Consider the following 13,637-nt stretch of genomic DNA (forward strand, 5'->3'; position numbering starts at 1 on the left):
AGAACCCAACGGGAGGCACCCATGCTGTTTCCAACGACGATCGCAGGCTCGCTGCCGAAGCCGGAATGGCTGGCGGAGCCGAACATGCTGTGGGCACCCTGGAAGTCGGAGGGCGCCGAGCTCGCCCGCGCCAAGCGCGATGCCACGGTGCTGGCGGTCAAGCTGCAGGAAGATGCCGGCGTCGACATCGTCACCGAGGGCGAGCAGGCGCGCCAGCACTTCGTGCACGGCTTCCTGGAGCGGATCGAGGGCATCGATTTCGCCCACAAGGTCGAGATGGGCATCCGCAAGGACCGCTATAAGGCGATGGTGCCGCAGGTGGTCGCACCGCTGCAGCTCAAGGGACGCGTCCACGAGAGCGAGGCCCGTGCGGCCCGCGCGCACACCAGGAACCGGCTGAAATTCACCATGCCCGGCCCGATGACGATCATCGATACCATCGCCGACAAGTATTACGGCGACCGTGTGAAGATGGCCTTCGCTTTCGCCGAGCTTTTGAATCAGGAGGCGAAGGCGTTGCAGGCCGACGGCGTCGACATGATCCAGTTCGACGAGCCCGCCTTCAACGTCTACATGGACCAAGTGCGCGACTGGGGCATCAAGGCGCTGGAGCGCGCCGCCGAAGGCCTGACCTGCGCCACCGCCGTGCACATCTGTTACGGCTACGGCATCAAGGCCAACACCGACTGGAAGCAGACGCTTGGCGGCGAGTGGCGGCAATACGAGGAGACCTTCCCCGTCATCGACAAGAGCACGATCCAGCAGGTCGCGATCGAATGCCGCAACTCGAAGGTGCCGATCGAACTGCTCGCGGCGCTTCCCGGCAAGATCGTGCAGGCCGGCGTGATCGACGTCGCCAGCGACGAGATCGAGACCGCTGAGGACGTCGTCAAGGTGATCGAGGCGGTCGCGAGGCACGTGCCGAAGGGCAACATCATCGCGACCACCAATTGCGGCATGGCGCCGATGCGGCGGGACATCGCGGAAGCCAAGCTGATCGCGCTGGGCGCCGGTGCCAAGCTGGCTCGGCAGCGGCTGGCGTAAGGATGACGCCGGCCGATCAACCCAGAACGGCCATCGCGCTCGGATGCAACACCGGCCGGTAGCCGGCCTGGAAGGCGCGCAACGTCGATGGCGGCGTCAGCAGCATTGCCGGCTCCGGTACGTCGGCCCGGCCGTAACCGGCAAACGACCAGCGCAACATGGCGCCGTCGGCGACGAGGTAGCTGTCCCCGCTCGCCTGCACCATCGTCCCGTCGGGCAAGTCGCGCAATCGCGTCGGCAGCGGATGCAGCCGCTTCTTGCCGCGGTCGAGCCGCTCGGCATGCAGCACCGCATCCATCGCCTTGGCGCTGAGATCGCTCACGCCGTTGCCCTGCTCCCAGCAGCTGCGAAACCGCTTGGCATCGTCACGGCGGCAGTAGAAGCAGGGCCGGTGTCCGGCCGCAAACGCGGTGGCCTCATCGAGGAAGAACAGCTCGGTCCAGCTCTGACGGCTCATCACCTTGCGCCGCCGTCCCCTGAACTCGCAGACGCAGGTGAGCCAGGCCGGGCTCGACCAGCGCTTGTTCAGAAGCGTGCGCGTCGCCGGATCGTGGATGATGCCGCGATTGCCGGTGAAGGTGCCGCGATGGTCTGAGGCGACGATGTCGCCGGTGGGCGTGACGCGGTTTTGCAGGGGCATGTTTCTTACTTCCCCCTCGCCCCGCTCTTGCGGGGAGAGGGTTGGGGTGAGGGGCTTGTCCGCAAAGATAGTGAGAGATGAACTCGCGGTGACTCCCCCTCACCCGATCGCTCCGCGATCGACCTCTCCCCGCAAGCGGGGCGAGGTGACTCCTCACGCCGCCCCGTCGCGGATCGGCGGCTGGAACGACAGCGCGGTATCCCAGGGAAAGTAGATCCAGGTGTCCTGCGACACCTCGGTGATGTAGGTGTCGACCAGCGGCCGGCCCTTCGGCTTGGCGTACACGGTCGCGAAATGCGCATCGGGCAGCAATTGGCGCACCAGCCTGCCGGTCTTGCCGGTATCGACGAGGTCGTCGACGATCAAGAGCCCCTTGCCGGTGCCGCCGCCGAGCTTGGCAGTCTGCTCCGAAATGCCCTTGAGCACTTTCAGGTCGCCCTGCTTGTCGTGGTCGTAGCTGGCGACGCAGACGGTATCGATCACCCGCAAGCCGAGCTCGCGCGCCACGATCGCTGCGGGCACCAGCCCGCCGCGGGTGATCGCGATCACCGCTTGGAACGGGCCGACCTCATTGAGCCGCCAGGTCAGCGCCCGGCAGTCCCGATGGAATTGATCCCACGAGACCGGAAACGGCCTGCCGGCTCGCTCCTGTGCACTCGGTTCGGAATTTCGTTCAGCCATATCGTCTCAACCCGCCGGCTTCTTCTGCGCGGCCTGCACTTGCTTCAGCATCTCCTTCACCGCGATCATCACCGCGGCGAGCTTTTCCGGATCGCGCGAGCGGACCACGAGATTGGTGTTCGGCTTCTGGTTCTCGTCCTGGAACGGATAGCTGCCGATGATGGTGTCCGGATTGGCTTCCGCGATCGCCCGCAGCGGGCCGCCGATGTCGCCTTCCCGCGCGTCGGCCCTGACCGAGTCCGACAGCATCCGCACGCCGGATTTCAGCGTCGGCGCCACGATGTCCATCATCGCCTGCATGATGGTGGGGATGCCGGCCATCACGATGACATTGCCGAGCTTGAAGCCCGGCGCCAGGATCGTCGCGCTCTGAATCAGCTCGGCGCCGTCAGGCACCCGGGCCATCCGCAGTCGCGCCTCGTTGAGGTCCTGCTCGCTCCAGCGCTCCCTGAACCGCGCCACCACCTCGGGGTGATGATGGATATCGACCCCGAACGCCTTCGCCACGCTGTCGGCGGTGATGTCGTCATGGGTCGGCCCGATGCCGCCGGTGGTGAACACGTAGGTGTACCTATGCCGCAGCGCATCAAGGGCGGAGACGATGTCGGCCTCGTCATCGGCGACGACGCGGACCTCCTTCAGGTCGATGCCGATGTTGGTCAGGTATTCGGCGATGAAGCCGATGTTCTTGTCCTTGGTCCGGCCGGACAGGATCTCGTCGCCGATCACCAATATCCCCGCCGTGACGATCTCGCTCATGGTCTCATTCCCTAACTTGATCCCCTGACATTGCCGATCCAATGCCTTGATGTCACGGGGTTTTGCCGCCGAATTAAGCAGACCTCAGCCGGTTTTTCGGGCAGGCCTTCCACTTCACCCATAGCAAATGCCGCAAGCCAATGCATATCGCGCTGGCCCGCCCCTTGCTACCATCCCATCAAGTCATGCACTGTGTCACATGGCTTGGGAGGGCAGTCGGGCTATATGGCAGTCGCGTTCGATGAGATGAATGGCCTCGGCGAGGATCTCCGCCCGGCCTACCAGGAGCTCTCCCGCTGGCTCAAAGAGACGCCGCCGGATGCGCTCGAATATCGACGCCAGGAAGCGGAGCTCTTGTTCCGCCGGATCGGCATCACCTTCGCGGTCTATGGCGACGCCGAGGCCCAGGAGCGGCTGATCCCCTTCGACGTCATCCCCCGCATCATGTCGGCGACCGAGTGGACGCTGCTGGAGAAGGGCCTCAAGCAGCGCGTGCTCGCGCTCAACATGTTCTTGAAGGACATCTATCACGGCCGCGACATCCTGCGCGCCAACGTCATCCCCGAGGACCTGATCTTCCAGAACCCGGTGTTCCGGCCGGAGATGAACGGCCAGGACGTGCCGCACGACATCTACGTCCACATCGCCGGCATCGACATCATCCGCACCGATCCCGACAATTTCATTGTGCTGGAGGACAATGCGCGCACGCCATCCGGCGTGTCCTACATGCTGGAAAACCGCGAGATCATGATGCGGCTGTTTCCGGACCTGTTCGCGCGGCACCGCGTCGCGCCGGTGGACCGTTATCCGGACGAGCTGCTGTCGGCGCTGCGGTCGGTCGCGCCGCACAGCGCCTCCGCCGAGCCGACAGTCGCGCTGATGACGCCGGGCGTCTACAACTCGGCCTATTACGAGCACTCCTTCCTCGCCGACAAGCTCGGCATCGAGCTGGTCGAGGGGCGCGACCTCATCGTCAAGAACGACGAGGTGTTCATGCGCACCACCGAGGGGCTGAAGCGGGTCGACGTGATCTACCGCCGCGTCGACGACGATTTCCTCGATCCCCTCACCTTCCGGCCGGACTCCGCGCTCGGCGTCCCCGGACTGATGTCGGCCTACGCCGCCGGCAACATCACGCTCGCCAATGCAGTCGGCACCGGCATCGCCGACGACAAGGCGATCTATTCCTACATGCCGGACATCGTAAAATTCTATCTCAGCGAGGAGCCGATCCTGAAGAACGTGCAGACCTGGCGCTGCCGCGAACCGCAGGATCTGTCCTACGTGCTCGACAACCTCGCCGACCTCGTCGTCAAGGAGGTGCACGGCTCGGGCGGCTACGGCATGCTGATCGGCCCCGCCGCAACCAAGGCGACGATCGAGGCATTCCGCGACAAGCTCAAGCGCGAGCCGGAGGGCTTCATCGCCCAGCCGACGCTGGCGCTGTCGACCTGCCCGACCTGCACCGACAAGGGGCTGGCGCCGCGTCATGTCGACCTCCGCCCGTTCGTGCTGACCGGCTCCAGCCACACCACCATCGTGCCCGGCGGGCTGACCCGCGTCGCGCTGAAGGAAGGCTCGCTCGTCGTCAATTCGAGCCAGGGCGGCGGCACCAAAGACACCTGGATACTGAGTGAGTGATTTGAAGCCAAACGCGCTGCGCGAGCCCTCCCTCCCCCTGAAAGGGGGAGGGTCGGGGTGGGGGTCGGCCGCATACGCCGAATGGAGAGAAAACCCCCACCCGCCGCTGCGCGTCGACCTCCCCCTTTCAGGGGGAGGTGAAACACGTTTCGCCTTGTAGGGACTATCGCATGCTGTCGCGCACCGCCGAAAACCTGTTCTGGCTGGCCCGTTATGTCGAACGCGCCGAATATCTGGCGCGCACCATCGATGCGACCTTGCGCGTCACCGCGCTGCCCGCGGCCTATATCGGCAAGACCAATGAGTGGGATTCCGCACTGCTCACCGCCGGCGTCGGCGCGAGCTTCTACGATCACTATGAGGAAGCCGACGAGCGGAACGTCATCGAATATCTCTCCTTCTCGTCGGACAATCCGTCCTCGATCAAGAATTGCATCGAGGCGGCGCGGCTCAATTCACGCTCGGTACGGACAGCACTGACGTCGGAGATGTGGGACACCATCAATTCGGCGTGGATCGAGCTGCAGGCGGTCTGGAACAAGGGTCCCGCCAACCGCGAGGAGCTGGCCAAATTCCTGCGCTTCGTGCAGGAGACCTCGCTGCGTTTCGACGGCTCGGCCTACCGCACCATGCTGCGCAACGACGCCTACTGGTTCTCGCGGCTCGGGGTGCATCTCGAGCGCGCCGACAACACGGCGCGGATTCTCGACGTGAAGTATCACATGCTGTTACCCGAGGAGGAGCATGTCGGCGGCCCGCTGGATTACTACCAGTGGACCTCGATTCTGCGCTCGGTGTCGGCAACGACCGCCTATCACTGGGTCTACCGGGAAACCCTGAAGCCCTGGCTGATCGCCGACCTGTTGATCCTCAACGATACGCTGCCGCGCTCGCTTGCCAGCTGCTACAGCAACCTAGTGCGCAACCTCGACCAGATCGGCGTCGCCTATGGCCGCCAGGGCGCCTCGCAACGCCATGCCCGCGGCATCAGGAACCGGCTCGAGCACAGCAACATGGACGATATCTTCCAGCACGGCGTGCACGAATTCATCCAGGAGTTCATCGCGGACAACTCACGGCTGGGTGAGATCATCACCAAGCAATATCTGATCTGACCGGTTTTGAGGCAAAATCTCGTCATGGCCGGGCAAAAGCGCGAAGCGCGTCTTTCGTGACATAGGTGACCCCCGGCCATCGACATCTTGATTTCGCGGCCGATTAGGAAGAAAGACGTGGGTGCCCGGGAAGGGTCCGGGCATGACCCTCCTGCCCTGAAAAGACCGATTGAACACCGGTTGAGCCATGCGCCTGCGGATAGCCCACACCACCACCTATCGCTACGAGCCGGCGGCCTCGGGCGTGATCCAGATTCTGCGGATGACGCCCGGCAGCCATGACGGCCAGTATGTCGCGGATTGGCAGATCGACGTCTCGACCGATTCCCGGCTCGACACCCATGAGGACGCCTTCGGCAACGTCACCCATGTGCTGACGCATGGTTCGATCAGTGACCTCACGATCCATTGCGAGGGCCTGATCGAGACCCAGGATACCGGCGGCGTGCTGCGCGGCAGCGACGAGCGGTTTCCGCCGAGCCTGTTCCTGCGTCCCACACCGCTGACCGACCTCAACCCGGCAATGACGGCCGTCGTGCGCGAGCTGCGCGCGGAAGCCGGCGCCGACGTGCTCGGTTTCCTGCACGCGCTGATGGTGCAGATCTACGAGCACATGACCTTCGACGAGGACCCGACCAACAGCGCCACCTCGGCCGCCGAGGCGTTCGCGCTGAAGCGCGGCGTCTGCCAGGACTACGCGCACATCCTGATCGCCTGCGCGCGCGCCGGCGGCGTTCCGGCGCGGTTCGTCTCCGGCCACTTCCTGCGCTCCGATGGCATGGTTAACCAGCAGGCCGGCCATGCCTGGGCCGAGGCCTTCGTGCCCGATCTTGGCTGGATCGGCTTCGACGCCGCCAACGGCATCTGCACCACCGACGCCCATGCCCGCGTCGCGATCGGCCTCGACTATCTCGGCGCCGCCCCGGTCCGCGGCACCCGCTATGGCGGCGGCAACGAGACGCTGACGGTCGCGGTCAAGGTCGACCAGGCCGGCCGTCCAGGACAGTGGCAGAGCCAGACGCAGTCGTAGGGCTGATCCCTCTCCGCGTCCGTCATTGCGAGCCAACGGGTCGCGCGAACGCGCGCCCGATGACAGGCTCCGGGAAGCAATCCATCTGATCGCTTGCGGAGGCATGGATTGCTTCGCCGCTTCGCTCCTCGCAATGTCCGCAGGGGTGCTATGATCGCTGCTTCAAACCACACCAGCGGGACAAGCCATGGCCACCGTAAAACTGCTTTCCGACGACGAGCTCTCGGCGGAAGCACGCGCCGTCTTCGACGACATCCGCAAGACGCGGAACTCGGACTTCGTCAACAATTTCTGGCGCGCGCTGGCGCATGATCCGAAGACCCTGCGGCGGACCTGGGAGAGCATCAAGGAGGTGATGGCACCCGGCGCGCTCGACCCGAAGGTCAAGGAGATGCTCTACGTCGCCGTCTCGGTGGCCCACGGCTGCAGCTATTGCATTCACTCGCACACCGCGAGCGCCCGCGCCAAGGGCATGACCGACGCCGAATATCAGGAAATGCTGGCAATCGTCGGCATGGCCGCCGAGACCAACCGGCTGGTCACGGCGCTTGGCGTGCCGGTCGACGAGGCCTTCCTCGTCGATGCACCTGCGGGACGAAGCCAGGAGCCGTGACGCTCCTGCCTGTCTCGCGGATGAGTGATGTCACGAAATGCGCTCAACGTCGGATTTGAGGACAACCAGGAAACGGGCAGCTTCGCCGCCCGTCACCACCCGATGATCGAAGGTCAGCGATAGCGGCAGCGTGCGTCGGACCGCAACCTGCCCCCGAAGCGCGACCACGCGCTCCGAAATCCGCCCGGCGCCGACGATCGCCGTCTGTGGCGGCACGATAATGAGATTAGCAAACCGGCCTCCGATCATGCCGAAGTTCGACAACGTGATCGTCGCACCGCGCAGTTCCTCCGGGGGTATCGCGCGCGCGATTGCGTCGGCTCGCAGACGGTCGAGTCCGGCCCGCAGGTCCGATACACTCCGCTCCGCGACATTGCGCAGCACGGGAACGATCAGGCCGCCGCCGGTGTCGACGGCGATGCCGAGATCGATGCGCTCGATCAGGCGCCGTTCTCCTGTACCGGAATGATACCAGGCATTGAGCGCGGGCTCTGCCTTGCAGGCAGCGGCGATCGCCCGCGCCAGGCGGATTGTCACGTCCTCGCCCTGCCGCCAATCGTCGATGTCGGCCTCATCGGTGACCGTCGCGGGGACGATTTCCGCATGCGCTGCCGTCATGCGTTGGGCCATCGCGCGGCGCAAGCCGCGCAGCGGCTCGGCGGGTCCGCTGTGAGACATCCGCTTCGCCGCCCTCTCAACATCGGCCCGCGTGATGGTGCCGCCGGGCCCGGTCGCCTCGACGAGATCGAGCGCGACGTCAAGCTTGCGCGCAAGGGCGCGCACTGCCGGAAACACTTGGGCTCCCTGCCCGCTGGGCGGCGAAGCAGTTACTGGCGCCGGCCGCTGCTCGCCGGTGTCGAGTTCGCCCACAATCGTGCCGGTGTCCTGCCCTGCGTCCTCGGCAAACTCGACGAGCGGCGCGCCGACCTTCACGATATCGCCCTTGGCACCGAACAGGCGCGCGATGCGTCCGCTCGACGGCGCCGGTATCTCGACCACCGCCTTGTCGGTCTCGACCGAAACGAGCGGCTGATCGGTTACGACGTGATCGCCCTCGTTGACGTACCAGGTGACGATCTCGGCTTCTTCAAGACCTTCACCAAGGTCCGGCAACGTGAACTGGCGCATGGCACAAGGTCCGTTGGTGTTCAGTTGTACTGATGCGCCTTTCGGGCTGCGGTCACGATGCGTCCGACCGACGGCATGTAGCGTTGCTCGAGGCGGGCCATCGGGACGATCGTGTCGTAGCCGGTGACGCGGGTCACGGGTGCGAGCAGCGAGGATAGTCCGCGCTCGGCGATCATGGCTGCGATCTCCGCGCCAAATCCGCCGGTGTGCGCGGCCTCGTGCACGATGACGCAGCGCCCGGTCTTTGCGACCGACCTGAGCACGGTGTTTTCATCGTAGGGCTTGAGCGTGGCGAGGTCGATAACCTCGGCAGCGATGCTCTCGTCGGCGAGCGCGTCCGCTGCGGCCATCGTTTCCTTCAGCATCGCACCCCAGCTGATCAGCGTGACGTCGCGACCTTCCCTCTCGACAAAGGCGCGATCCATCGGCAAGGCTTCGCCGTTGTCCTCGACCTCGCCTTTCACGGCGCGGTACAACCGCGTCGGCTCCAGGAACACCACCGGATCGGGATCGCGGATCGCGGCGAGGAGAAGTCCATAGGCGCGCTCCGGCGACGAAGGCATCACGACACGCAAGCCCGGAATGTGGGCCAGCATCGCCTCAGTGCTCTCGGAATGATGCTCGGGTGCGCGAATGCCGGCACCATGCGGCGTGCGCAGAACCATCGGACAAGTGAGCCGTCCCTGGGTACGGTTGCGCATCCGTGATGCGTGGTTCACCAGCTGATCGAGACAGGGATAGATAAATCCCATGAACTGGATTTCGCCGACCGGCTTCAGTCCCTGCGCGGCCATGCCGACGCAAAGCCCGCTGATCAGGAGTTCGGCAAGCGGCGTATCGAGGACGCGCTCCGGACCGAAGCGCTCCTGCAAGCCGACGGTCGCGCGGAAGACGCCGCCGTTGACGCCGACATCCTCGCCGAGCACGACCACATCGGGATCATCCGCCATCGCGCGGCCGAGCGCCTGATTGATGGCTTCGACCAACGTGAGTTCAGGCATCGTCCTCTCCCGCGAGTTCGCGACGCTGCGCGGCATACGCCTCGGGCAGATCGGCATAGAGGTTGTCGAACATGGTTTCTGCTCGGCGTGGCGGCGTCTTCAGATAGCGCTCCACCGCCGCCTCGATGCGCTCATGGCACTCGGCGGCAAGCCGCTCCTCATCCGCCTTGGTCCACATCTTCTGACCCACAAGATAGGACCGGAGGCGCGCGATCGGCTCTTCCTTCCAATGCGCCTGGACTTCTTCGGCCGAACGATAGCGCAATGCATCATCTGACGTCGTGTGATCGCCGAGCCGATAGGTGACCGCTTCGATGAAGTGAGGGCCCTTGCCGTCGCGGGCAGCGGCAATGGCCTCCTCGGCCGCTGCACGCATCGCCACCACGTCACTCCCGTCCACCTGCTCGCCGCTGAACCCGGCGCCGATAGCCTTCTGCGCCAGCGTCTCGGAACCCGTCTGCAGACGCAACGGCACCGATATGGCCCATTGATTGTTGGTGGCGACGAACACGAGCGGCAATTTGTGAACGCCGGCGAAATTCATGGCCTCGTAGACATCGCCTTTCGAGGTGGCGCCGTCGCCGAACATGCAGACGGCCACGCGCGGCTCCTTGCGCAACTTCAGGGCGTAGGCAACGCCGGCGGCATGCGGCGCCTGTGATCCGACGGGAACGCAGAACGGGAAATCGTGCACCGGACCGGAGAATTGATTGCCGCGTTCATCGCCGCCCCAGAACAGCAGGATCTCCTCCAGCGCGACGCCACGCCAGAGCAACGCGCCGTTGTCGCGATAGGAGGGCAACAGAACGTCATCCTCCCGCATCGCACTCGCGATGCCGACCGACACCGCCTCCTGGCCGAGCGAAATGGCATAGGTTCCCAGCCGACCGGTGCGCTGCAATGCAACAGCCTTTCGGTCGAACAGACGCAAGAGCACCATCGACCGGTAAAGTTCGACCAGCAGCTTGGCATCGGTGGCGAAGGCAGGAAGCGGCCGCTCTATCGAGCCGTCGGGCGCGAGGTAATTGCGGCGGCGCACCTCAAAGCGCGCAATGACGGGGAGCTCTTCGTTTGCTCTTTTGCTGGCCACGCGCTCATTCCTGGAGCGGTTCTGCCTCCCACATTCAGTTATTTGGTGTTAGGGCCGCGACGATGCAATACCGTGGCAGCATCGCTCTTGGCGCACGCGTCAGCGGCCGGGTCGTGAGGATCGATCGACAGGATCCGTGGAACAGCGCCGCGACTGCGGTATAAGAGAGCATGGCAAATGGTCAGGTTGTCCTCGTAACAACTGCACCGTTGGACGGCGGCCCGCCGGTCCGCTCGGTCTTCTTCGTAGCCGAAGGAGACGCGGCAAAGGCTACGGCGATCATTGCGGACGTGATGGCCCCCAATGAAACGGTCGAAGCGTTGGGGCCGCTTCCCGAAGCGGCTGTGAAGGCGCTCGGGTTGAAACCCGGTGACTACACCCACACCTGACTTGCATCGGATAGCTGTCCGGCGCGCGATGGTCTGCGGCCGCATCCTTGCGCAGAGGGTGTGATCTTGACGCGGCACCCTCGCTTACGCGGTCCCGATCACAACGCGGGGAGCCCTCTTTCTCGAGCAAGGGACATGGCGTAATCTGCAGCGAGCTGCCCTTGGACGGGACGGGCCGACGTCGCCGTTTGAAGTAACGGGCAGCGGTCAGGCCGTCGGCAGGCATCGCAGTCTGAAAGCAGCGCCTGCCTTATGTGGCGCTCCCTCAACTTCAACATGAAGCAGGTTGGCCTGCCGCGCGCGCGGCAGACAAGGGCAGTGCTTAACCCTTGGAGGACGACATGGCGACATTCATATTGAGGATCGACTGGACCGACCAGGGAATTCGTAATGTCAAGGAAGCTCCCAAGCGCAGCCGAGCGGCGAAAGAACTCGCCAAGACTCTCGGTGTCGAAATCAAGGAGGTCTATCTCACCTCCGGCGAGCATGACATCCTTCTCCTCGCCGAAGCACCGCTCGGCGACAACATCACAAAGCTCGCGCTTGCCCTCAGCTCTCTGGGAAACATACGCACTTGCACCTCACGGGCCTGGCCGGAGGCGGAGTGGACCAAGCTGATATCCGAGCTCCCGTAGCTACGTCGGATATCCCGATGGATCTCTGCGCGGCCTGACTGACGGGCGCCGTCGCAGACTTGCCCCGGCGATCGGCGCGGGAGTGCGCGCATGCGCAGGACCAGCCGCGGCTTTGGTCGTGTGAATAAATAAGGATACGAAGCGCACGAGGGCAACGGCACACGTCGTCGCCGGCGGGCCACCACGCGCTACTTATCCAGCCAGACATCCTCGAAGCGCAGATTGTTGTACTGGCTGTTGTCGTGCGGATGGAAATTCTTCACGTAGGGCTGCCAGCAATTGCCGGCCGATGAGTGCAGGATGACCGGCCGCGCGGCGTCGTCGACCAAGAGGTGCTCGATGTCGAATACGATCTTGCGGCGCTTGTCCTTGTCGACCTCGCGCGACTGCGCCGCCAGCAGCTTGTCGACTTCGGCGTTGCAATACTGGGTGTAGTTGCGCTCGGAGTTGCAGGAATAGTTCTCGACCAGATTGCCGTCGGGATCGTCGACGCTGACGCCGGTGACGTTGAGGCCGATGGTGTAGTCCTTGCGCTGCAGCCGCGAGTACCAGCGCGGCGTGTCCAGAATGTCGAGCTCGGCTGTGATGTAGATCTTCTTGAGCTGGTCGCCGAGGATCACCGCCGGGTCGCGATAGGTCGGCAGATTGCGGGTCTGGATCTTGATCGACAGCGGCTTGGCGTCGCTGTAGCCGAGCTTCTGCATGATCGCCTGTGCCTCGGCGAGGTTCTTTCCGGTATCGGGGCCGTATCCCATCAGCGTCGACAGGATCTCCGGCGGCATGCCCCACTCGCCTTCGGGCTTGGCCTGCATCGCGCCGCCAAGCCGCCCGCTGCCCTCGAACAGGATACCGTTGAAGGCCTTGCGATCCAGCGCCAGCGACATCGCCTTACGGATCTCCGGATTGTCGAACGGCGGATTGACGCGGTTGACCAGAAGATTGATCTGCAAATTGGTCGAGGTCATCTCGCAGATCGCGTTCGGCGCCCGCGCCTTGACGTCCTTCATCAGGGGAATGCTGACGTCGGACGGAAAGGTGATGTCATAGTCGCCGGTCGCGAATGCCAGCATCCGCGTGGCGCGGCTGTCGATCGAGCGCACCGTGATCTCGTCGAGATATGGCCGGTCCTTCTTGAAGTAATCGGGGTTACGGACCAGTCGGATAGAATCGCCGCGTCGGAACTCGACGAACTTGAACGGCCCGGTGCCGACCGGCTTGGTGCGCATCACCTGCTGCGGCACGTGGCAGGGATAGACCACCGAGAAGGCGCTGGCGAGCAGCGCCAAGAGACCGGGCTGCGGCTCGGTCAGCTCGAAAGTGGCCTCATCGTCGCCATTGATGCTGACATCCTTGAGCTTCGAGTACCAGACCTTGCGCGGGTTGCGCTTGAAGTCCGGTGTTTTGACGTCTTGGGTCTCGCTCTTGCCGATCAGCATCCGCCAGGTGCACTGCACGTCCTTGGCCGTGAACGGCTGACCGTCATGCCACTTCACGCCGTGCCGCAGCTTGAAGGTAAGCTTTGTGTTGGTCTGATCCCACGACCAGCTCTCGGCGAGATCGGGGATCACGGTGTCGATGCTTTCGTGCACCTTGGCCGGATCGAATACCACGAGGTTGTTGAAGACGGCCGCGAACGGCATCACCGAGGCGATGGTGGATTCCTCGAGCAGCGAGGTCGAGGGCGGATTGTCGTTGTGATAGAGCCGCAGCGTGCCGCCCTGCTTCTGCGCCGATGCAGGGCTCGCGGCCATCGCCGCGATACCCAATGCCACAATGCACGCGGCCAGTTTGAACGACATTCCCGCCTCCCGAAATTTCTTGTTGTCGTCGGTTGCAGGCAGTCGAGCACAACACCCCGCCCCTCGCAA

14 protein-coding genes are annotated in these 13,637 nt (G+C 64.3%); 7 read left to right on the forward strand and 7 right to left on the reverse strand.

Annotation, left to right across the window (positions count from 1 at the left end):
* Positions 1–21 precede the first annotated feature (21 nt).
* Positions 22–1,044 (forward strand): methionine synthase, encoded by a 1,023-nt coding sequence (locus tag ACVW1B_RS19395; protein WP_253639494.1) that lies wholly within the window; start codon positions 22–24, stop codon positions 1,042–1,044.
* Between the two features lie 16 nt (positions 1,045–1,060).
* Here ACVW1B_RS19395 and ACVW1B_RS19400 read toward each other — a convergent pair whose 3' ends face one another.
* From ACVW1B_RS19400 to ACVW1B_RS19410, 3 genes are all read right to left on the reverse strand, one after another.
* Positions 1,061–1,684, reverse strand: coding sequence for a hypothetical protein (locus ACVW1B_RS19400; RefSeq protein WP_456780299.1), 624 nt, complete (start codon positions 1,682–1,684; stop codon positions 1,061–1,063).
* A 153-nt stretch (positions 1,685–1,837) separates the two neighbouring features.
* Positions 1,838–2,365 carry a xanthine phosphoribosyltransferase gene (gpt, locus tag ACVW1B_RS19405; RefSeq protein ID WP_057019092.1) on the reverse strand — a complete coding sequence of 176 codons (528 nt, stop codon included), beginning with the start codon at positions 2,363–2,365 and terminating at the stop codon, positions 1,838–1,840.
* A gap of 6 nt (positions 2,366–2,371) precedes the next feature.
* Positions 2,372–3,124, reverse strand: a complete 753-nt coding sequence (locus ACVW1B_RS19410) for a competence/damage-inducible protein A (protein ID WP_456822044.1) — start codon at positions 3,122–3,124, stop codon at positions 2,372–2,374.
* Between the two features lie 225 nt (positions 3,125–3,349).
* Here ACVW1B_RS19410 and ACVW1B_RS19415 point away from each other — a divergent pair, with 225 nt between their 5' ends.
* The 4 genes from ACVW1B_RS19415 to ACVW1B_RS19430 all read left to right on the forward strand — a co-directional run bounded on the left by ACVW1B_RS19415 (position 3,350) and on the right by ACVW1B_RS19430 (position 7,526).
* The gene (locus ACVW1B_RS19415; RefSeq protein WP_168856780.1) at positions 3,350–4,768 is read left to right on the forward strand and encodes a circularly permuted type 2 ATP-grasp protein; all 1,419 of its coding nucleotides are present in this window, start codon (positions 3,350–3,352) and stop codon (positions 4,766–4,768) included.
* A 170-nt stretch (positions 4,769–4,938) separates the two neighbouring features.
* Entirely contained in the window at positions 4,939–5,883 is a 945-nt protein-coding gene (locus tag ACVW1B_RS19420; protein WP_456822045.1) for an alpha-E domain-containing protein, read from the forward strand.
* 187 nt (positions 5,884–6,070) lie between these two features.
* Positions 6,071–6,913, forward strand: coding sequence for a transglutaminase family protein (locus ACVW1B_RS19425; protein ID WP_253607999.1), 843 nt, complete (start codon positions 6,071–6,073; stop codon positions 6,911–6,913).
* Positions 6,914–7,100: 187 nt separating this feature from the next.
* Positions 7,101–7,526 carry a carboxymuconolactone decarboxylase family protein gene (locus ACVW1B_RS19430; RefSeq protein ID WP_076830207.1) on the forward strand — a complete coding sequence of 142 codons (426 nt, stop codon included), beginning with the start codon at positions 7,101–7,103 and terminating at the stop codon, positions 7,524–7,526.
* Positions 7,527–7,556: 30 nt separating this feature from the next.
* Here the strand turns inward: ACVW1B_RS19430 and ACVW1B_RS19435 are convergent, their stop codons facing one another.
* From ACVW1B_RS19435 to pdhA, 3 genes are read right to left on the reverse strand one after another with little or no spacing between them, the layout of a single operon-like run.
* Positions 7,557–8,654, reverse strand: a complete 1,098-nt coding sequence (locus ACVW1B_RS19435) for a dihydrolipoamide acetyltransferase family protein (RefSeq protein ID WP_456780297.1) — start codon at positions 8,652–8,654, stop codon at positions 7,557–7,559.
* Between the two features lie 20 nt (positions 8,655–8,674).
* On the reverse strand, positions 8,675–9,655 hold the full coding sequence (locus tag ACVW1B_RS19440; protein ID WP_456780296.1) for an alpha-ketoacid dehydrogenase subunit beta: 981 nt from the start codon (positions 9,653–9,655) through the stop codon (positions 8,675–8,677).
* Positions 9,648–10,745 carry a pyruvate dehydrogenase (acetyl-transferring) E1 component subunit alpha gene (gene pdhA, locus ACVW1B_RS19445; RefSeq protein WP_176937213.1) on the reverse strand — a complete coding sequence of 366 codons (1,098 nt, stop codon included), beginning with the start codon at positions 10,743–10,745 and terminating at the stop codon, positions 9,648–9,650. Before pdhA ends, ACVW1B_RS19440 begins: the two co-directional genes overlap by 8 nt.
* Before the next feature lie 170 nt (positions 10,746–10,915).
* On the opposite strand from pdhA, the gene ACVW1B_RS19450 reads away from it, so the two are divergent.
* Both ACVW1B_RS19450 and ACVW1B_RS19455 read left to right on the forward strand, forming a co-directional pair.
* Complete coding sequence (locus ACVW1B_RS19450; RefSeq protein WP_253607995.1) at positions 10,916–11,134, forward strand: hypothetical protein; 219 nt, start codon at positions 10,916–10,918, stop codon at positions 11,132–11,134.
* Positions 11,135–11,475: 341 nt separating this feature from the next.
* Positions 11,476–11,769, forward strand: a complete 294-nt coding sequence (locus ACVW1B_RS19455; protein WP_026192964.1) for a GYD domain-containing protein — start codon at positions 11,476–11,478, stop codon at positions 11,767–11,769.
* Between the two features lie 188 nt (positions 11,770–11,957).
* Here the strand turns inward: ACVW1B_RS19455 and ACVW1B_RS19460 are convergent, their stop codons facing one another.
* On the reverse strand, positions 11,958–13,568 hold the full coding sequence (locus ACVW1B_RS19460; protein WP_456822046.1) for an ABC transporter substrate-binding protein: 1,611 nt from the start codon (positions 13,566–13,568) through the stop codon (positions 11,958–11,960).
* Between the last annotated feature and the right edge of the window lie 69 nt (positions 13,569–13,637).

Source organism: Bradyrhizobium sp. USDA 4502 (assembly GCF_054063355.1).

Excerpts from the sequence above, each read along its gene's own strand:
- ACVW1B_RS19440 (WP_456780296.1), bottom strand. The coding sequence starts at position 9,655 with ATGCCTGAACTCACGTTGGTCGAAGCCATCAATCAGGCGCTCGGCCGC.
- ACVW1B_RS19425 (WP_253607999.1), top strand. The coding sequence starts at position 6,071 with ATGCGCCTGCGGATAGCCCACACCACCACCTATCGCTACGAGCCGGCG.
- ACVW1B_RS19420 (WP_456822045.1), top strand. The coding sequence starts at position 4,939 with ATGCTGTCGCGCACCGCCGAAAACCTGTTCTGGCTGGCCCGTTATGTC.
- ACVW1B_RS19400 (WP_456780299.1), bottom strand. The coding sequence starts at position 1,684 with ATGCCCCTGCAAAACCGCGTCACGCCCACCGGCGACATCGTCGCCTCA.
- ACVW1B_RS19455 (WP_026192964.1), top strand. The coding sequence starts at position 11,476 with ATGGCGACATTCATATTGAGGATCGACTGGACCGACCAGGGAATTCGT.
- ACVW1B_RS19395 (WP_253639494.1), top strand. The coding sequence starts at position 22 with ATGCTGTTTCCAACGACGATCGCAGGCTCGCTGCCGAAGCCGGAATGG.
- ACVW1B_RS19450 (WP_253607995.1), top strand. The coding sequence starts at position 10,916 with ATGGCAAATGGTCAGGTTGTCCTCGTAACAACTGCACCGTTGGACGGC.
- ACVW1B_RS19410 (WP_456822044.1), bottom strand. The coding sequence starts at position 3,124 with ATGAGCGAGATCGTCACGGCGGGGATATTGGTGATCGGCGACGAGATC.
- ACVW1B_RS19460 (WP_456822046.1), bottom strand. The coding sequence starts at position 13,568 with ATGTCGTTCAAACTGGCCGCGTGCATTGTGGCATTGGGTATCGCGGCG.
- gpt (WP_057019092.1), bottom strand. The coding sequence starts at position 2,365 with ATGGCTGAACGAAATTCCGAACCGAGTGCACAGGAGCGAGCCGGCAGG.
- ACVW1B_RS19435 (WP_456780297.1), bottom strand. The coding sequence starts at position 8,654 with ATGCGCCAGTTCACGTTGCCGGACCTTGGTGAAGGTCTTGAAGAAGCC.
- ACVW1B_RS19430 (WP_076830207.1), top strand. The coding sequence starts at position 7,101 with ATGGCCACCGTAAAACTGCTTTCCGACGACGAGCTCTCGGCGGAAGCA.
- ACVW1B_RS19415 (WP_168856780.1), top strand. The coding sequence starts at position 3,350 with ATGGCAGTCGCGTTCGATGAGATGAATGGCCTCGGCGAGGATCTCCGC.